Annotated in this window: 17 protein-coding genes; 13 read left to right on the top strand and 4 right to left on the bottom strand. The window is 52.5% G+C overall.

The genetic code is table 11. The features are described from left to right. Positions 1-109: 109 nt before the first annotated feature. The 6 genes from sufC (at position 110) to FPZ45_RS25795 (ending at position 5,565) form a co-directional block, all read left to right on the top strand. Positions 110-889 carry a Fe-S cluster assembly ATPase SufC gene (sufC, locus tag FPZ45_RS18645; protein ID WP_144705263.1) on the top strand — a complete coding sequence of 260 codons (780 nt, stop codon included), beginning with the start codon at positions 110-112 and terminating at the stop codon, positions 887-889. 16 nt (positions 890-905) lie between these two features. Continuing rightward, a complete protein-coding gene (sufD, locus tag FPZ45_RS18640; RefSeq protein ID WP_144705261.1) occupies positions 906-2,210 on the top strand; it encodes a Fe-S cluster assembly protein SufD in 1,305 nt (434 codons plus the stop codon). Positions 2,211-2,212: 2 nt separating this feature from the next. Beyond that, positions 2,213-3,445, top strand: a complete 1,233-nt coding sequence (locus FPZ45_RS18635) for a cysteine desulfurase (protein ID WP_144705259.1) — start codon at positions 2,213-2,215, stop codon at positions 3,443-3,445. Continuing rightward, positions 3,429-3,878, top strand: coding sequence for a Fe-S cluster assembly sulfur transfer protein SufU (gene sufU, locus FPZ45_RS18630; protein ID WP_144705257.1), 450 nt, complete (start codon positions 3,429-3,431; stop codon positions 3,876-3,878). Before FPZ45_RS18635 ends, sufU begins: the two co-directional genes overlap by 17 nt. 18 nt (positions 3,879-3,896) lie before the next feature. Beyond that, complete coding sequence (gene sufB / locus FPZ45_RS18625; RefSeq protein ID WP_144705255.1) at positions 3,897-5,294, top strand: Fe-S cluster assembly protein SufB; 1,398 nt, start codon at positions 3,897-3,899, stop codon at positions 5,292-5,294. Positions 5,295-5,391: 97 nt separating this feature from the next. Continuing rightward, a complete protein-coding gene (locus tag FPZ45_RS25795; RefSeq protein WP_246120496.1) occupies positions 5,392-5,565 on the top strand; it encodes an S-layer homology domain-containing protein in 174 nt (57 codons plus the stop codon). Positions 5,566-5,614: 49 nt separating this feature from the next. Here the strand turns inward: FPZ45_RS25795 and FPZ45_RS18615 are convergent, their stop codons facing one another. Then, complete coding sequence (locus FPZ45_RS18615; protein WP_144705251.1) at positions 5,615-6,331, bottom strand: copper amine oxidase; 717 nt, start codon at positions 6,329-6,331, stop codon at positions 5,615-5,617. Positions 6,332-7,064: 733 nt separating this feature from the next. On the opposite strand from FPZ45_RS18615, the gene FPZ45_RS18610 reads away from it, so the two are divergent. Next, positions 7,065-7,298, top strand: coding sequence for an alpha/beta-type small acid-soluble spore protein (locus tag FPZ45_RS18610; protein ID WP_144705249.1), 234 nt, complete (start codon positions 7,065-7,067; stop codon positions 7,296-7,298). A 138-nt stretch (positions 7,299-7,436) separates the two neighbouring features. After that, a complete protein-coding gene (locus FPZ45_RS18605) occupies positions 7,437-8,387 on the top strand; it encodes a C40 family peptidase (protein ID WP_144705247.1) in 951 nt (316 codons plus the stop codon). Positions 8,388-8,441: 54 nt separating this feature from the next. On the opposite strand, the gene FPZ45_RS18600 is transcribed toward FPZ45_RS18605, so the two are convergent. The 3 genes from FPZ45_RS18600 to FPZ45_RS18590 form a co-directional block, all read right to left on the bottom strand. Then, entirely contained in the window at positions 8,442-9,497 is a 1,056-nt protein-coding gene (locus FPZ45_RS18600) for an HD-GYP domain-containing protein (RefSeq protein ID WP_144705245.1), read from the bottom strand. A gap of 370 nt (positions 9,498-9,867) precedes the next feature. After that, positions 9,868-10,908: a ThiF family adenylyltransferase gene (locus FPZ45_RS18595; protein ID WP_246120495.1), complete on the bottom strand. Its 1,041-nt coding sequence runs from the start codon at positions 10,906-10,908 to the stop codon at positions 9,868-9,870. After that, positions 10,905-11,666, bottom strand: coding sequence for a molybdenum cofactor biosynthesis protein (locus FPZ45_RS18590; protein WP_186438459.1), 762 nt, complete (start codon positions 11,664-11,666; stop codon positions 10,905-10,907). The genes FPZ45_RS18595 and FPZ45_RS18590 overlap by 4 nt, the downstream gene beginning before the upstream one ends. A gap of 118 nt (positions 11,667-11,784) precedes the next feature. Between FPZ45_RS18590 and moaA the strand changes: the two genes are divergently transcribed. The 5 genes from moaA (at position 11,785) to yfkAB (ending at position 17,729) form a co-directional block, all read left to right on the top strand. After that, positions 11,785-12,786 (top strand): GTP 3',8-cyclase MoaA, encoded by a 1,002-nt coding sequence (gene moaA, locus FPZ45_RS18585; protein ID WP_144705241.1) that lies wholly within the window; start codon positions 11,785-11,787, stop codon positions 12,784-12,786. A 40-nt stretch (positions 12,787-12,826) separates the two neighbouring features. After that, the gene (locus tag FPZ45_RS18580) at positions 12,827-14,266 is read left to right on the top strand and encodes a bifunctional metallophosphatase/5'-nucleotidase (protein ID WP_246120494.1); all 1,440 of its coding nucleotides are present in this window, start codon (positions 12,827-12,829) and stop codon (positions 14,264-14,266) included. Positions 14,267-14,320: 54 nt separating this feature from the next. Continuing rightward, a complete protein-coding gene (locus FPZ45_RS18575; protein WP_186438458.1) occupies positions 14,321-15,172 on the top strand; it encodes an undecaprenyl-diphosphate phosphatase in 852 nt (283 codons plus the stop codon). A 144-nt stretch (positions 15,173-15,316) separates the two neighbouring features. Continuing rightward, positions 15,317-16,432: an HD-GYP domain-containing protein gene (locus FPZ45_RS18570; protein ID WP_144705240.1), complete on the top strand. Its 1,116-nt coding sequence runs from the start codon at positions 15,317-15,319 to the stop codon at positions 16,430-16,432. A gap of 142 nt (positions 16,433-16,574) precedes the next feature. Then, entirely contained in the window at positions 16,575-17,729 is a 1,155-nt protein-coding gene (yfkAB, locus tag FPZ45_RS18565) for a radical SAM/CxCxxxxC motif protein YfkAB (RefSeq protein WP_144705238.1), read from the top strand. The last annotated feature ends 7 nt before the right edge of the window (positions 17,730-17,736 follow it).

The raw sequence follows: 17,736 nt of genomic DNA, 5'->3' as shown, positions 1-17,736 counted from the left end.
GTTTCTTTCATAAAATTGTTATTGAGAATCATTGAGAATCAAACTAAAATGATTATAAATAAGGATTTATTCTAAAGGATAGATCCTCATAGAATCTGGAGGTTAGGGAATGTCTACACAATTCGAAATTCAAGGTCTGAAGTCGTCCATAGAGGGCAAAGAGATTTTGAAAGGCATCGATCTTAAAATAGGCGGCGGGGAAGTTCACGCGATCATGGGTCCAAACGGTACCGGCAAAAGTACGCTGGCTTCCGCGTTGATGGGCCATCCGAAATACGAAGTGACCGATGGTTCCGTTACGCTAAACGGTGAAGACGTGCTCGAGATGGGCGTTGACGAACGCGCGCGCGCGGGGCTGTTCCTCGCTATGCAGTATCCGAGCGAGATTACCGGAGTTACCAACGCAGACTTCCTGCGCAGCGCGATCAACGCTCGTCGCGAAGAAGGCAACGAGATTTCCTTGATCAAATTCGTTCGCCAAATGGAAGGCAAAATGAAAGAGTTGGAAATGAACCCTGAGTTCATGCACCGTTACCTGAATGAAGGCTTCTCCGGCGGGGAGAAAAAGCGCAACGAAATTCTGCAAATGATGATGCTCGATCCTAAGCTCGTAATTCTGGACGAAATCGATTCCGGTCTCGACATCGACGCGCTGCGCATCGTTGCCGAAGGCGTGAACGCCATGCGCGCCGAAGATCGCGGATTCCTAATCATCACTCACTATCAGCGTTTGCTTAACTATATTACGCCGGACTTCGTGCACGTCATGATGCAAGGGCGCATCGTCAAATCCGGAGGTCCGGAGCTCGCGCAGCGTCTGGAAGCGGAAGGTTACGACTGGGTTAAAGAAGAACTGGGCATCGTCGACGAGACCGTCGGCCAGGCCTAAGGGAGGCTGAGCATCGATGAGTACACCCATTTCCTCCTTCGGACGTGAAGCGGCTGCCGCAATCGCGCGCAGCAAGAACGAGCCGGCTTGGCTTGTCGCTTGGCGCGAGGAAGCCGGACAGCTGGCTACGGAATTAAATCTTCCCAAGCCGGAGAAGCTGCCGCTGACCCGTTGGACTTTGGATCAATATGGCGCTAACCGTCCCGGACAGACGGTCGCATCTGCCGCGGATTTGCCGGCTCCGATCGCCGCGCTGCTGCCGGAAGAGAAGAACGGCGCATTAATCGTACAGCACAATTCCTCTGTGATCTTCACGCAGTTGCCGGAAGAATTAAAAGCGCAAGGCGTTATACTGACTAGCTTGGAAGACGCGGCCCGCAATCACGAGGAACTGTTCCGCAAGCATTTTATGACTGCGTACACGAAAGATGAGCACAAGCTCGCAGCCGTGCATGCGGCGCTCTGGAACGGCGGGGTTTTCCTCTATGTTCCGAAGAATGTCGAGATCGCGGCGCCGATTCAAGCGCTCTTGTTCGCGGATGACGCGGAAGCGACGTTCATGCCGCACGTACTGGTCGTGGCCGATACGCACAGCCGTGTGACGTTCGTCGAGCAAGTCGCATCGACGTTAGGCGAAACTTCTTCCACGTTGCTTCACAACAGCGCCGTTGAAGTATTCGCCAAAGCGGGAGCGACCGTGCAATACGCGGCAGTCCATCAATTGGACGACAGTGCGATCGACATCGCATATCGCCGCGCTATACTGGACAACGACGCCCGCATCGAATGGATCGTCGGCGACCTACACAACGGCAACGCAATCACAGACACGAAATCGGTGCTCAAGGGCAACGGTTCGACTTCCGACTCGAAGATTATTTCTATCGGTACGGGCAAGCAGCGGATGAGCCTCACTACGCAAGCCGTCCACTTCGGGCTTTCGACCGAAAGCGACATGATTACCCGCGCTGTCATGAAGGAAGAAGCGACGGCGATTATCAACGGCGTCACGAAGATTGAGAAAGGCGCGACGAAGTCGAATGGTCAGCAAACGGAGAGAGTGCTCATGCTGAGCCCGAAAGCGCGCGGAGACGCTAATCCGATCCTGCTGATCGACGAAGACGACGTCAAAGCTGGGCACGCCGCGAGCGTAGGCCAAGTAAACGCCGAACAGATCTACTATCTGATGTCGCGGGGCATTTCCCGCAGCGAAGCGGAACGGCTCATCATTCACGGGTTCTTGGACCCGGTCGTCTCCGAGATTCCGCTTGAAGGGCTGCGCGAGCAACTGCACCGCATCCTTGAAAGAAAGCTGGGCTAACTATGGATCCGATCGCATTGAAATCGGAATTTCCGATTCTTCATCAGGATATTAACGGTCACCCGCTCGTATACCTGGATAACGGGGCGACGACGCAGAAACCCCGTTCGGTCATCGAGGCTGTCAAACGTTATTACGAGCATGATAATGCCAACGTGCACCGCGGCGTGCATACGCTCGGATCTCGAGCGACGGATGCCTACGAAGGCGCGAGGGAGAAAGTCACCCGGTTTCTCAATGCGGCATCCTCCCGCGAAATTATTTTCACCCGCGGTACGACGACGGCGCTCAACCTCGTGGCATCGGGCTACGCCCGGCAGACGCTGCGAGAAGGCGACGAGATCGTCATTACGCCGATGGAACACCACAGCAACCTGATCCCTTGGCAGCAGGCCGCCAAGGCGACGGGGGCCGTGCTGAAATACATCCCGCTGCAACCTGACGGAACGATCACGCTGGCCGACGTAGAAGCGACGGTGACGGAAAGAACGAAAATCGTAGCCATTACCTACGTATCCAACGTGCTCGGCACCATTAATCCGATCGCCGAGATCACCAAGATCGCGCATCGCAACGGCGCTGTCATCGTTGTAGACGGGGCGCAAAGCACGCCGCACATGAAAGTTGACGTGCGAGCATTGGACGTCGATTTCTACGCCTTCTCCGGACATAAGATGTGCGCTCCGACCGGAATCGGGGCATTATACGGGAAGGCAAAGCTGCTCGAAGCGATGGATCCAATCGAATTCGGCGGCGAGATGATCGATTTCGTCGAGCTGTACGATTCGACCTGGAAAGAGCTGCCGTGGAAGTTCGAAGGCGGCACGCCGATTATTGCAGGCGCGGTCGGACTCGGCGCGGCGATCGATTTTCTGGAGCAAGTCGGACTGGACAACATCGAGCGGCACGAGCACAAGCTCGTTAAATATGCGATGGATCGGCTGTCATCGATCGACGGAGTGACGATCTACGGCCCGTCGGCCGAGCAACGCGCGGGACTGGTCACCTTCAACCTGGGGGATGTGCATCCGCACGATGTCGCTACGGTGCTCGATACCGAAGGCATTGCCGTGCGCGCCGGTCATCACTGCTGCCAGCCGCTCATGAGATGGCTGAAAGTAAGCGCGACGGCAAGAGCGAGCATGTATCTTTACAATACCGAGCAAGATATCGACCGGCTGGCCGAGTCTCTGGTTAAGACAAAGGAGTTTTTCGGTTATGAGTCAATTGGATGATTTGTACCGCCGTGTCATTATGGATCATTATAAAACGCCGCGAAACCGCGGGGAGCTGGAAGAAGGCTCCGTGACGGTGAATCTCAATAATCCGACATGCGGCGATCGGATTTCCCTGCAACTTCAGCTAGAAGATGGCATCGTCCGCAACGTAAAGTTTACGGGAGAAGGCTGTTCGATCAGCATGTCGTCGGCATCGATGATGACGGAAGCGGTCATGGGCAAGACGAGCGAAGAGGCTTTGGCACTCGCCGATAAGTTCTCTTCCTTGATGAAAGGCGAAGACGTTCATTTCGACGATTACGAGGATGTCGAGGCATTGTCCGGCGTGAACAAGTTTCCGGCGCGAATCAAGTGCGCCACGCTAGCCTGGAACGCGCTGCGCAAAGGCGTCGAGCATGGAACCGGTCAACACGAAGGCATTGAAGAATAAACGAGGAGGTTGATTGTCATGGCTAAGCAAATGCCCGATTTGGATGAATACAAGTATGGATTTCGCGACGAGCACAAAGCGATATTCCAATCCGGCAAAGGCTTGACCGAAGAGATCGTGCGCACGATCTCCGAGATGAAGGGCGAACCGGAATGGATGCTGAATTTCCGCCTGAAGTCGCTGGAACAATTCCGCAAGATGGAAATGCCACAATGGGGCGGCAACATGGACGATCTGGATTTCGAAGATATCCAGTACTACGTCAAGCCGTCTGAGAAGCAAGGAAAGACGTGGGAAGAAGTACCGGAGGAAATCAAAGCGACGTTCGACAAGCTCGGCATTCCCGAGGCGGAGCAGAAATTCCTCGCCGGCGTATCGGCTCAATACGAGTCCGAGGTCGTTTACCACAGCATGCAGGAAGACCTGGAGAAGCAAGGCGTAATATTCATGGATACGGACTCCGCGCTGCGCGAGCATCCGGAAATTTTCAAAGAATATTTCGGAACGGTGATTCCGGCTGCGGACAATAAGTTTGCGGCATTGAACAGCGCGGTATGGTCCGGAGGCAGCTTTATTTACGTGCCGAAAGGCGTACAATGTACGGTTCCGCTTCAAGCTTACTTCCGGATCAATTCCGAGAACATGGGTCAATTCGAACGTACGCTGATCATCGCCGATGAAGGCAGTTCCGTACACTATGTAGAGGGCTGTACGGCTCCGGTATACAGCACGAACTCGCTGCATAGCGCAGTCGTCGAGATCATCGCGAGGAAAGACGCGCGCGTACGCTATACGACGATCCAGAACTGGGCGCCGAACATTTACAACCTCGTCACGAAACGCGCGGTAGCCGAAGAGAACGCCACGATGGAATGGGTCGACGGCAACATCGGCTCCAAGCTGACGATGAAATACCCTGCGGTCATTCTAAAAGGCCGCGGAGCAAAAGGCATGGTTCTGTCGATCGCGGTAGCGGGCAAAGGCCAGCACCAAGACGCGGGCGCCAAGATGATCCACCTTGCTCCGGACACGAGCTCGACAATCGTTTCCAAGTCGATCTCCAAGCACGGTGGTAAAGTCACATATCGCGGACTCGCTTCGTTCGGCCGTAATGCAGAAGGCGCGAAAGCGAACATCAAATGCGACACGCTCATTCTCGACAACCAGTCGACGAGCGATACGATTCCTTACAACGAGATCATGAACGACAACATCACGCTAGAGCACGAGGCGACCGTCTCCAAGGTGTCCGAGGACCAGCTCTTCTACCTGATGAGCCGCGGATTGTCCGAAGCCGACGCGACGCAGATGATCGTCATGGGCTTCATCGAGCCGTTCACGAAAGAACTGCCGATGGAGTATGCGGTTGAGATGAACCGTCTGATCAAGTTTGAGATGGAAGGTTCGATCGGTTAAGGTCCCGTACAGATTAGATTTACTTTTGAGTGCAGGAGGCGAACTTTTTAAGTTCGCCTCTTCGATTTTTTTGGTGGTTAGTGCCGAGGAAACAAAGTTGGAAAAGCAAACGAAATTCCCGGATGTGAAAGCTGGTCACTGGGCGGAGCTTGCAATCAAGGCTGTTAGCGACGCAGGGATAATAAAAGGATTGCCTGACGGCACATTCGCACCGGACAAGCCTTTGACGAGGGCGGAAATGGCAGTAATCGTTGCTAAATTGATCAAGTAAAAAAAGATAATCCCGCTTGGCCAGTGTGGCTGAGCGGGGTTTTTTCATGTTACTTTAATTTAAACCATGCGCCGCCAGTACCATCATATTTGCGGCCGAATGTGAGTAATGGATCTGTATCTTTTTTATCAACAGTGAATACCGCGTACCCACTACCAGATGCACCGGCATAAAGTTTTAAGCTTAGAGCGGGTTCTGGCGCGACTGCAAACTGATTTTCGTAATCCTTTCCCACAGGCGATACCAGGGTGAATGAGTAATTGCTGATATCGATCTGAGAGTCAGTCTTCTTAGTCTTCGTAGCCTTCGCGCTAATTTTCGCCACAATATATTCGAATCCGTCTTTCGGCGCGTCGTTAAACATGTTAGCTGTCTGCACTAGCTTCCAGGCTTCTTCCCCACGTACAACCTCATTGATTGTTACCGTCGCACTATAGGGGTTTAGTATATCAGCGACATCAACACTAACTGCGGTTCCAAGAGGCGCGGGATTGCTACGGGATAGGCCGATTGTAGTCTTAGTGGTTACCTTAGACGTTATGTCGATCGCCCCGGTCTTCTTGTCGTATTTATAATCGTAACCGCCGATTGCATCTGTAATCGTCTTAATAGGCGCATATTGTGTTCCGTTAATCTCGCGAATATCTGCTTTAACCAATTTTCCATTCACTATTAATGAGTACTTCGTGGCAGCGTACGCGCCGACTCCGAATGATGCAAAAGCAAGCATAACCATTGTGGAGATAATTAAGATACTCTTTTTCAAAATATTCCCTCCAAGATATGTAATGGGTATAGTTTACATCATTGGTCGATTTTTGGCGAGATTATCTCTCCGTACTCATAAAGCGAGGTTAGGTACCACAGTGGGCTGTTTATTCTCTCCGCGCAAACTGCTGCGCATCCAATACAAAACGGGACGTATTTCGCCGATCGCAGAAATGGCGATTATTCGGTAGGACACATAGCGAAAACGCAGGAATCCACTCGGCTGGCGGGAATTGCTCGAAATAATCGTATAACTCGTACAGCGCAAGGCCAAGCCATGGGGAATTGTTCGATAAAATCGAGCAGTTCGTGCTGAATCGAGCCAAACCCTGAGAATTGTTCGAAATATTCGAACTACTGGTGCTTCACAAGGGGTAAACACTGGAATTGTTCGATAAAATCGTGTAGCTTCGGCCGCACATGGCAAAGACTCAGGGAATTGCTCGAAATAATCGTATAACTCGCCCCGCTGCTCGCACCACTCAAATAAAAAGGGAGCCACGATGAGTGACTCCAAGGAGTAAAAGGTTATGAAGAAAAGCCACAAACCGAAGTTTGTTGACTTCTCAATACAATATGATATACGAATCGTATAGATTTGCACTAGGCGATTATTGGAGCGTGATCGACAACTTTCATTTTCAGGTAGGATGTGGCGTATTTTATCGGATCGTGCATAGAAGAGATTCGGAACAAGCATAATACGTGGTAAATCATGGAGGTGAGAATAAATGGCAAACAATCGCAGCAGCAATCAACTCGTCACCCCGGAAGCTCGCGCCGCTCTCGACCAATTAAAATACGAGGTTGCTCAAGAGCTGGGCATTCAATTCGCCCGGGATGGCTACCATGGGAACATGCTGACGAAAGATACCGGCCGTATCGGCGGTAACATTACGCGGCGCTTGGTGCAGATGGCCGAACAACAGTTGGCCGGTCAATCGAGTCAAGCCGGACGTTTCTGATTTGATCTCCGGCATCCCGTCGGCTCTTTGCCGACGGGTTTTTTGTTGTCGTTGGCAGCATAAACGAAAGCATAATTCAAATCAACGAACGTCATCCTAAGAGAGAATGAATTCCTTTGCGGGAAGGCGGACAGATGGATGAAAATGAACAACAAGCTAATTATAAGCCTCGCTTTGCTCTTGGCGGCGGGGTGCGTAAGAAATCCGGGCGATACGATGAATTTGAAGCGGCATTCCGGACCGGTAAAAGTGCAATCGGAGCAGGGGGCACCGAAGACGTTGGAGGAAGGTCGCCATCAAGTTCCGGTCAGGCAAATCCAACATACAGGATACGTATCGCTTGGAGCCATTGCCCAAGCGATGGGATACACGGGCGCATGGCTTCGCGACGGTTCCTACGGAATAGGCGATCATGATCCGATATGGACCTTCAGGACCGGGCAAAGCACGGTAAAAAGCGACACTCAGAATATTCGAATGAAAACGTCCGCCATCAAAGAGGGCAATGAACTGTTTGTTCCCGCTTCCGCTTTGCAATCGCTGTTCGGGGATGTTGCCGCGTTCGACGTTCAGCCCGATGAAGTCGCTTTCTTCCCCAAACCGTCCCCGTATGAGACGGGGGCGTCCGGTAAAAGCGCCGATTTCGCGGACGACTTGAGCGTCCAACCGCAAATGACCGCCGAGGTCAGTCAAGGAAAGGCGACTTCGATGATCTCGTTCGCCAAGAAGTATCTTGGGATCAAATATGAATTTGGCACGGGGTCCTATAAGCAGACCGGAACATTCGACTGTTCCTCATTCACGCAGTACGTATTCGGACAATACGGAATCAACCTTCCCCGTGTCGCCGGCGAACAAGCGAAGAAAGGGGTGTATGTCGCGCGGGACAAGCTTCAGGCGGGAGATTTGTTGTTCTTCTACGTGCCCGGCAGATTCAAAAGCAACAAAAAAGTCGGTCACGTGGGCATCTATATGGGGAACGGCAACATGATTCACTCCTGTCCGAAACCGAAAGACGGCGTCCAGATTACGCCGATCGACAAAGCCTATTGGAAAGATACGTATCTGTTCTCGAGACGGTACACATGACCGCTTCGCAAAAAAGGCAATTCCCGGATCAGTCGGGAATTGCCTTTTGTTATATTACATATGTACGTATTTGATTTCCACGTTGCGAGTTACGGAAAGATCGACAAATTGTTGTTCGCCGATTTGCACGAGAGGGCGGAAAAAGTCGGTTGGATGCGTCATGACGATCGTACCGCTATCGCCGTTCGATAGCTCGACGTGTTTGCCGATAAAGTTAGGAACCATGTGTCGGATAAACGTATGTGTAATATCGGGGTCCAATTCACTAAAGCTTAGTTCGTACAGTTCGCGGAGGACGATCAGCAAGTCTTTCTTGTCGCTGTATACTCTTGATGATATCATCGCGCTGTATACGTCCGCGACGGCTACGATTCTGGCCATGGGATGAATCTCATCCCCCTTCAGTCCTTGCGGATAACCGGTGCCGTCCATTCGCTCGTGGTGCTGCAAAGCTGCCAAAGCGATTGCCGAGTCGTCGAAGGATTCGTTCAAAATATCGTACCCGTACTGCGGATGATTGCGAATTTCCTGGTATTCATCATCGGTCAGCTTCGTCGGCTTGTTCAGAATGGCGTCGGCGATCTTGCACTTGCCGACGTCGTGAAGAAAACCGGCCTTTCCGGCGTGTACGGTTTCCGATTCGCCCCATCCGAGCCAACGGGCGATATAGTAGCTGAGCATGCCGACTTGGACGGAGTGCTGATATGTATAATCATCCTGGCTGTTCAACATAAGCAGTAACGATACGACGTCACGTTCCGTGCGGAAATTATCCACGAGAGGCTGGAAGCTTTCCTTGACGTCGTCTTCGTAGATTCGGCCTTCCGTCAAAGCCTTCTCGAACAACTGCTCTGCGCCGGCAACCGCGTCTTGATATAACGGTCGCAATATCGGATTATATGCCGCAGCAGGGTCATTGGATTCGGAAGAGGGTCCGGTTCCCGAGGAACGCCGATCAATCTCGATATAATCGATCTGGTGCTGAAAAATTCTCGATATTTCTTTTTCGTTGAGAAGCGTTCCTTTCGAAAGGACGTGCAAGCCATAGGCGTTGAATACATCCTCCGATAACCGATCTCCTGATTGAACATCTGTAATATGGACCCTCATATGGCACACCTCGACAGGTTTCTTGGTAAATCGAGCAAGTTCGATTAAATCTTCTCTCTCATATGCTACCAACTTAAGCGCTTACTTGCAATAAGCGGAGAAGATAAATTTTGGAAAAGAATGCCCTTCAGTTCCGTATGTGACGAATGATTTCTTATTATGATTAAAACAATTACAATTATGATGTATTTAATCATAATTAATGATTATTATGTCATAATAAAATGACTAAATTTGTCTGAGAATCCGTTGGCTACATGTAAGCTTACGTTACCGTTATGACCGAGCAGATGGTACAGGCCGGCGTTAGGGTATATAAGGCGGGAACTCTTTAAGATTTACTCGAAGAAAGGTAGGTCGGCATATATACCTATTCGCCCAGGAACTCGGCGTATATTCGCCGGGCGGTCTGATCATCTTCCGTTCCCATGACAAGCGCTCGTCCGTCCGGGAATAGCAGAAACGCGATGCCGCTCGGAAGCCGTAAGCGCAAGGAGTAGGGGGTAAGCTCCGTTTGCCCGGCATGGCCAAGACGAGATTCCAGCGAACGGAGATCGAGCGACAGCGGTCTTGGCGGCAGCACTTGAACCGTATTTCTCCCGCATAGCGAAGCGGTTGCCGTCTCGAATCCGGCTTCGCCGTCCAGGATATCGAAGCGGCGTTCGGCGCAGACGGGGCAATCGACTCTACGTGCGCCCGCGACTCCGAGCGAATGCCACTGCTGCCGCCACAGATCGATCTGCAGAAGCGAGCCGTGCAGCGTCTCCGATCGGCCCGAGAGCAGCTTGATCGCTTCCATTGCCTGCGCGGAACCTATCGTATCGACGATTGGAGAGAGAACGCCTGTCGTCTCGCACGTATCGAGCGTTCCTCCGCCAGGAGGCTCCGGGAATAGGCAGCGCAAGCAAGGCGTCGTTCCCGGAACGATCGTCATCGTCATGCCCGAAGCGCCTACTGCGCCGCCATAAATCCATGGAATTCCGGATTTAACGCTAAACTCGTTCAGCAAATATCTCGCGCTGAAATTGTCCGTCCCATCCAGTACGATATCGGTGCTGGCAAGCATCGTTTCCACATTAAAAGCGTTTAAATCCGTGACGCGGGGGATGACTTCGATCCCGCTATTAATCGCTGTAAGCCTGGAGGCGGCGGTGATCGCCTTCGGCGTTTCCGATTCGGCGTCCGCCTCATCGTACAGCATTTGCCGCTGCAGATTGCTTCGGTCTACGATATCCCGATCAACCAGGGTAAGCTTTCCTACGCCCGCACGGGCAAGATGGTTCGCGATTACGCAGCCGAGCGCTCCGACCCCGACGATCGCGGCATGCCCCGTCATCAGCCGAGTCTGTCCATCCTCGCCGATTCCGGCGAACCGGACCTGTCTGGCATATCTCACGTCCCGCGCCTTCAACCCTTGTCTCCTTCCAATCCGTTGAGGGGAGCTAGGGGATTCCAAGGCCCGAGCTGATGCCCTTTCCATTCCGTCCCGTCCTCGTAAATTTCTTTTTTCCAGATCGGCACCTTCTGTTTTAACCGTTCTATGGCGTAACGGCTCGCTTCGTAAGAGTCCGCCCGGTGCGCCGAAGAGACGGCGATGACGACACTGATTTCTCCGATGCCGACTGTTCCCGTCCGATGGGAGATCGCGCACAGCGTTCCGGGCCAACGCGCGGCGATCTCGTCTCCGATCTCCGCGAGAGCGGCTTCGGCCATCGGAGCGTAAGCTTCGTATTCTAATGTAACGGTGCGCTTGCCTGCGGTCCATTCCCGGGTCGTTCCGACGAAGGCGACGGCCGCGCCGTGATCGGGATGATAGACGCTCGACAACACGCGTCCGGCGTCGATCGGATCCGAGGTAATTACATGTCGTATATGTTTGTTATGCAGACTGCTTTCTCGCTCTTGCCGCTCATTTACGCCCCCGGATACCGGCGGCAGCAGAGCAAGCTCGTCGTCGTGATGAACGAACGTTTCGTCATGAGCGTATGCTTGGTTCCGCGCCATGAAGCAGACGCCGAGCAATTCGGCGTGCTCCGGATATTGCTCGGCGAGCATCGCCTTGATCTCGCCGACCGTAAGCCCGGCTTCCTCCCAAGAGAGAGTCAAGCCACGTGCGCCCAAACGTTCGGCCAATCCGGCGAATAAGGATATCCTCCACGTGATAGCCATATTTGCGTAAAAACTTCCTTTCCCGAAACGGTAAACAATGCTGTACCAAGAATACCATATCCCCTTCGAAAATGTTATGCTAGGAAGACAAGAGAATAGCGCCAAGGGGGCGAACGGGATGCCGGATCTCATCGACAGGTTCGGAAGGAAGCATACGTATATGCGCATTTCGGTAACGGACCGATGCAACTTGCGCTGCCTGTATTGCATGCCCGAAGAAGGCTTGGCGTTCATGGAACAGGACAAATTGCTTTCTTATCCGCAGATCGTCGAGGTTGCGAACGCAGCCGTGAAGCTTGGGATTCACAAGTTCAGAATTACGGGAGGAGAACCGCTCGTTCGCCCAGGCCTCGAACAGTTGATCGCCAGCCTCGCCGAGCTGCCGGGCGTCGAAGATATCTCTCTAACCACGAACGGTTTGCTTCTTGCTCCACAGGCGGCCAGGCTCAAGCAAGCCGGGCTAACGAGGGTCAATATCAGCCTGGACACACTGGATCCGGTTCGATTCAAATTCATTGCGCGCAGGGGAGATTTGAACAAGGTATGGAAAGGCGTCGAAGCATCGGTCGAAGCGGGCCTTCATCCGATCAAATTGAATTGCGTACTGCTTAAAGGAGTAAACGAGGACGAGATCGGCCGGTTCCTGAAGCTTAGCGCGGAACGCGGCATCCACGTCCGGTTTATCGAATATATGCCGATCGGGCACGATGACGCGGGCTGGAGAGAGCACTATCTTCCGCTGTCGCGAGTGCTCGAGGAAGCGGTTCGGCTCGGCTATGCGCTGGAAAGGGCGGATGTTCCCCAAGGGAGCGGGCCTTCGGAGAATTGGCGCATTGCAGGAGGGAACGGAACGTTCGGCCTCATCCATCCGGTCAGCGAGCATTTCTGCCGGAATTGCAACCGTCTGCGCTTGACGGCGGACGGTCACATCAAACCCTGCTTGTATTGGATCGACGAACTGAACGTCAAGCCCGCTCTCGGTTCTCCGGAAGCGATGGAGCAGTTGTTCAGGAAGGCGATGGATATTAAGCCGGAGAATCACGAGATGGCCGCGCTGCTTGCCGGATCCCAACAAAGCCACGTGCCGACGGAGCGTCGAATGTCGCAGATCGGCGGTTAGGAGAGATCAGATTGTCCATCAATAGAAGGTTGATCACTGCATGACCAAACCGAACGTCACGTTAACGCTGCTGCATACGAACGATATTCACAGCCATTTCGAAGAAACTTCCCGAATCGCGAGTTACGTTGCCCATGCGAGAAGCGCAATCGATCCCGACAAGCTGATCCTCGTCGATTGCGGCGATTTTCTGGACAGAGCCCGTATGGAGACGGAAGGAACGCAAGCGGCAGTGAACCGGGCGGCGCTTGAACGGATCGGCTACGATGCGGTGGCGCTTGGAAATAACGAAGGGTTAAGCTATACCCCTTCCGAGTTGGAGAGCATTCTCGGCGGTATGACGATCCCGTACGTCTGCGCGAACATGAAGCTGCTTGGAACCGGACGCCCGCCCTCGTGGATGACTCCGTCCTTGACGTTGGTCAAGAAGGGTGTCAAGATAGGCCTCATCGGACTTACCGCTCCGTTCGATGAGTATTATCGGTTATTGGGCTGGGAAGTCGACGATCCCATCGAAGCATTGAAAACGGAAGCGGAACGTCTTCGCCCGGAAGTTGATGTGCTGATCCTGCTCTCCCATCTCGGTCTTCGCCAGGACGAGCGAATCGCGGCCGTCGTGGAAGGAATCGATCTTATTCTTGGCGGGCACACCCATCACCTTCTGGAAACGCCGCTGATTGTCGGTTCGACCGCGATCTGTGCCGCCGGGAAATTCGGTGCTTATATTGGGCGTCTCGAGTTGGAACTCGGGGAAGGTAACAAGCTTCTGAAAGTGACGGGAGGATGTCTCGCAACAGACGCATTCCCTGCAAGCCCCGGGATGGATAAGCTAATATCGGACTACGGCGAGCGTGCCAAGTTAAAGATGCAGCGGCGTATCGCGACGTTGTCCGAGTCAATGGCGTCGCGTCATGATGCGGAATCTTCGCTGCCTACGCTGCTCGCCTGCGCGATCAGACGCTTGACGGGCGCAGAGATCGGTCTCGTGAACGCCGGTCAACTTCTAGAAGATTTACCAGCCGGAGAAGTCACCGAGAAGACGATTCACGCCATATGCCCGTCTCCGATCAATCCTTGCGCTATTCTACTTCGCGGAGACTTGATCTTGAGATCCCTGGAGGAAAGCTTGCTTCCCGAATTTCAAAACAAGGAGATCAAGGGATTCGGTTTTCGTGGACGGGTATTAGGAATGTTATGCGCGGACGGCCTGGAAGCGACAGCTGACCTTAAGCGCGATCCGTATCGGCGAATTCAGGAAGTCAGGGTCAACGGGGAAATTCTCGACGTAGAACGGGAATATGTCGTCGGCACCCTCGATATGTTCACTTTCGGGGTCGGATACCTTGAGCTCAAAGAAGGGCGAGACATTCGTTATTTTCTACCAGAATTCATCCGGGACGTTCTGTCCGAGGCGCTTAATGATCCGCGCTTGGTAGAAGCGTCCAAATCACCCAGATGGCATTTCATAGACGAGTTGTAAGCGGCTTGCCGCATTTCATACAACTAACGAATGAAATAGGAGTGAGAATAAAACATGTTGCATTGGTTCGACTCGATCATTCTGGGAATCGTAGAAGGATTAACGGAGTTTCTGCCCGTATCGTCGACGGGACACATGATCTTGACGAATAAGCTGCTAGGGTACGAAGAAGCGCCCGAGCAGCTCAAAACGTTCGAGATCGTTATCCAATTCGCGGCGATCCTTGCGATCGCGCTCGTCTATCGAAACAAGATTTTACAAGTATTCGGACTGGGCAAGAAAGAAGCGGTTCGGGGGCTGAACGTCGATTCTTTCCCGAAACGTAAATTGAATCTGATCCATGTCGCGCTAGGAATCCTGCCTCCGCTCGGCGTTGCGTACATTTTCCGCGATCATATTAAGCAATTCGGTTTTCACGACGCCCCGGTATTGTGGGCGCTTGTCGTCGGCGGTATTTACATGTGGGTGTCTGAGTATTTGTACGATTCGGGCAAAATCAAACGCACCGCGGAAACGATGGACGATATTTCATACAAACAAGCTTTATTGATCGGCGTTCTTCAATGTATTTCCGCCGTCTGGCCGGGCTTTTCAAGATCGGGTTCGACGATTGCGGCAGGTATGTTAGGCGGAGTCAGCTATCGGGCGTCTGCGGACTTTTCCTTCTTTATCGCCATTCCGATCATGACGGTAGCGACGGGGTACGAGATTCTTAGCAATATCGACAATTTCAAGTCCGGCAATATCGATGTCGGCTTTCTATTAACTGGTTTTATCGTATCTTTCCTTGTCGCTTGGGTTGTCGTAATTGCATTTCTTAAAGCTTTGCAGAAGTTCAAGCTCAAATATTTTGCTTGGTACCGTTTCGCGATTGCCGCGCTTTTCTATCTCTTAATATTGAGATAGGGGCTATCCATGTCGATTCATGCGGTTTAAAGCGGATATTTCCCGAATTTCTCTTCAATATTTGAAAACAGCTACCGATGAATTGATTAGGCGGTTTTTGTTTTCTGGTCCGATTTCGATACATCGAGGGAGGGAGATTACGAAATGCGCATGATGCCGATCTCTCTATGCCGGCCAGGCATGAAACTGGCTAAGAGAATTTACTCCGATGAAGGCGTCGTGCTATTGGCTGAGGGCGTCGAGTTGACCTCGACGATTATTCGGCGTTTGGGAGAGTGCGGAATCAGCTTTATATACGTTCAAGATTCCCGAATGGAAGGATTGGTCGTTCCCGAGTTGCTTAACGAAGAAACGCAAAGACGTACGCTTCAAGCGATACGCACTACGTTTCGCGACTTCATCAGCGCGCCTGGCAAAAGCAGGACTGTCGTCTATCCGTACGTCGGACGCAAAATGAGGGAAGTCATGCACATGATTATGGACGACTTGGCAAGCAACAAGGACGCGATGATCATGGTCATGAACTTACACACGGTCGATCATTATTTGTACATGCATTCGATGAATGTATGCGTATATACGACATTGCTCGGCATGGCCAACGGCTATAGTCGAGACGAACTTTTGACGCTTGGCATTGGAGCTTTGTTGCATGATATCGGCAAAACCCAGATTTCCATGCAGGTACTCCTCAAACCGGGCATGCTGTCGGCTTCCGAATACGAAGAAGTAAAAAGGCACACGGAGCTTGGCTTTTATTTGCTGAAGGACGAGCCCAATATCCCGATACTGGCCGCCCACTGCGCATACCAGCACCATGAAAGGCTCAATGGTACCGGGTATCCGCGCGGAATTAAAGGAAACGAGATCCACGATTACGCCAAGTGGATCGGGATCGTGGATTCTTACGACGCGATGACAAGCAATCGGGTATACCGCGACGCGTTGCTTCCGCATCAAGCCGTCGAAATGCTCTATTCCGGAAGCGGAACGCTGTACGATACTTCGATGCTGCAAATGTTCAGGGACAAGGTAGCGATCTATCCGATCGGGCTTACGGTCAAGCTGAATACGGGACAAAGCGCGGTCGTCAGCGACATTAATTCGACTTGCGCGCATCGTCCCATCATTAGGGTGCTGACGGACGAGGAAGGCGTCGAGTTGAAAGTGCCTTTCGATATGGACTTGTCCAAAAATCTGAATGTGCTGATCTCGAAGATTGAACTGGATTCGAACCAAATGAGCATGATGCCGGCATAACACGACAACGGCTGCCCCGTCCGCGGATCTCGATTCCGCGGACGGGGCAGCCTGCTTTGTCGGGAGGCGAGATGAAGGTTTGTTTTTCTTGACGTCGACCAGTACAATAATAAGAACGTAACAAACGACAGGAGCACGAACGATGCAAGCACTAACACGTCCGACAACGGACACTCCTTATGCACCGCCTATTGATTGGAAAGTATTATCTCCTTCGTATGACCCATGGGATCCGATTCGTTCCTTGCAGCGTTTTGGACGCCACGAATTAACTAGCGTGGAACTGACCGTAACTCACTTGTGCAATATGAGGTGCGAGCATTGCGCGGTAGGCGATAGCTTAACGACGAGCGAGGCGCCGCATCTTCCGCTCGATCTTCTGTTTCGACGGCTCGACGAAGTCGAACATCTAGAAACGATCAGCATGACCGGAGGAGAGCCGACCTTCCGTATGGAGACGGTCCGCGATATTATGCTTCCCGTGCTAAAGTATGCCCGTGCGCGCGGGATACGCACGCAATTGAATTCGAACGTTACGCTGGACTTTGAAAGATACGAACTTATCGCTCCTTATTTGGATGTGATGCACATATCGTTTAACTATACGCAAGCGGAGGATTTCCACCAGGTCGGCTTTGCCCGTACGGGGCGCAACGTCCGTCCGGAGACGACTTCCAAATTGTATGAAAGAATGATCGACAATTCGCAAAGGCTAGCCAAAGGCGGATTGTTCGTATCCGCGGAGTCGATGATCAACTATCGCACTCACGACAAAATCGCGGATATTCACCGGCTTATTATCGAGATGGGCTGCAGACGCCATGAAGTGCATCCGATGTACCCAAGCTCATTCGCTTCCGGACTGCCAGCCATCAGCCGAGAGCAAATGTTCCAAGCGGTGACGACGCTGCTCGATATCCGCGATCCCGAAGTCTGGATGTTGTTCGGCACGTTGCCTTTCTTCGCTTGCAGCGAAAATGAGGAAGAGCGCAGTCTGGTCCGCAGGCTGAAAGAAGAAACCAATGTCACCGTCCGCAACGATCCGGACGGGAGAAACCGGGTGAACGTCAATCTGTTCAGCGGAGACGTTTACGTAACGGATTTCGCATCCGTGCCTTCGTTCGGAAATATTCGCAGCGAAAAGCTGGATGACATATTCGCCAAGTGGCGGGTACATCCGATGCAGCAAGCGGTCAATTGCCATTGCCCGAGCGCCGGCTGCTGCGGTCCGAATTTGCTCGTGTCCGATATGTACTATCGCGATGTCGATTTTACGCAAAGGCGTGCATTCCCCTAAAGGCTGC

Source organism: Cohnella terricola (assembly GCF_007786475.1).
Taxonomy (GTDB): domain Bacteria; phylum Bacillota; class Bacilli; order Paenibacillales; family Paenibacillaceae; genus Cohnella; species Cohnella terricola.
The sequence above is the reverse complement of the archived record's forward strand: the minus strand, read 5'-3'. Positions and strand labels throughout refer to the sequence as shown.

What these genes read in the sequence shown, in the direction of transcription:
- sufU (WP_144705257.1), top strand. Translation starts at nt 3,429, where the DNA reads ATGAGTCAATTGGATGATTTGTACCGCCGTGTCATTATGGATCATTAT.
- moaA (WP_144705241.1), top strand. Translation starts at nt 11,785, where the DNA reads ATGCCGGATCTCATCGACAGGTTCGGAAGGAAGCATACGTATATGCGC.
- FPZ45_RS18570 (WP_144705240.1), top strand. Translation starts at nt 15,317, where the DNA reads ATGCGCATGATGCCGATCTCTCTATGCCGGCCAGGCATGAAACTGGCT.
- yfkAB (WP_144705238.1), top strand. Translation starts at nt 16,575, where the DNA reads ATGCAAGCACTAACACGTCCGACAACGGACACTCCTTATGCACCGCCT.
- FPZ45_RS18600 (WP_144705245.1), bottom strand. Translation starts at nt 9,497, where the DNA reads ATGAGGGTCCATATTACAGATGTTCAATCAGGAGATCGGTTATCGGAG.
- FPZ45_RS18605 (WP_144705247.1), top strand. Translation starts at nt 7,437, where the DNA reads ATGAAAATGAACAACAAGCTAATTATAAGCCTCGCTTTGCTCTTGGCG.
- FPZ45_RS18590 (WP_186438459.1), bottom strand. Translation starts at nt 11,666, where the DNA reads ATGGCTATCACGTGGAGGATATCCTTATTCGCCGGATTGGCCGAACGT.
- FPZ45_RS18580 (WP_246120494.1), top strand. Translation starts at nt 12,827, where the DNA reads ATGACCAAACCGAACGTCACGTTAACGCTGCTGCATACGAACGATATT.
- sufC (WP_144705263.1), top strand. Translation starts at nt 110, where the DNA reads ATGTCTACACAATTCGAAATTCAAGGTCTGAAGTCGTCCATAGAGGGC.
- FPZ45_RS18635 (WP_144705259.1), top strand. Translation starts at nt 2,213, where the DNA reads ATGGATCCGATCGCATTGAAATCGGAATTTCCGATTCTTCATCAGGAT.
- sufB (WP_144705255.1), top strand. Translation starts at nt 3,897, where the DNA reads ATGGCTAAGCAAATGCCCGATTTGGATGAATACAAGTATGGATTTCGC.
- FPZ45_RS18610 (WP_144705249.1), top strand. Translation starts at nt 7,065, where the DNA reads ATGGCAAACAATCGCAGCAGCAATCAACTCGTCACCCCGGAAGCTCGC.
- FPZ45_RS18575 (WP_186438458.1), top strand. Translation starts at nt 14,321, where the DNA reads ATGTTGCATTGGTTCGACTCGATCATTCTGGGAATCGTAGAAGGATTA.
- sufD (WP_144705261.1), top strand. Translation starts at nt 906, where the DNA reads ATGAGTACACCCATTTCCTCCTTCGGACGTGAAGCGGCTGCCGCAATC.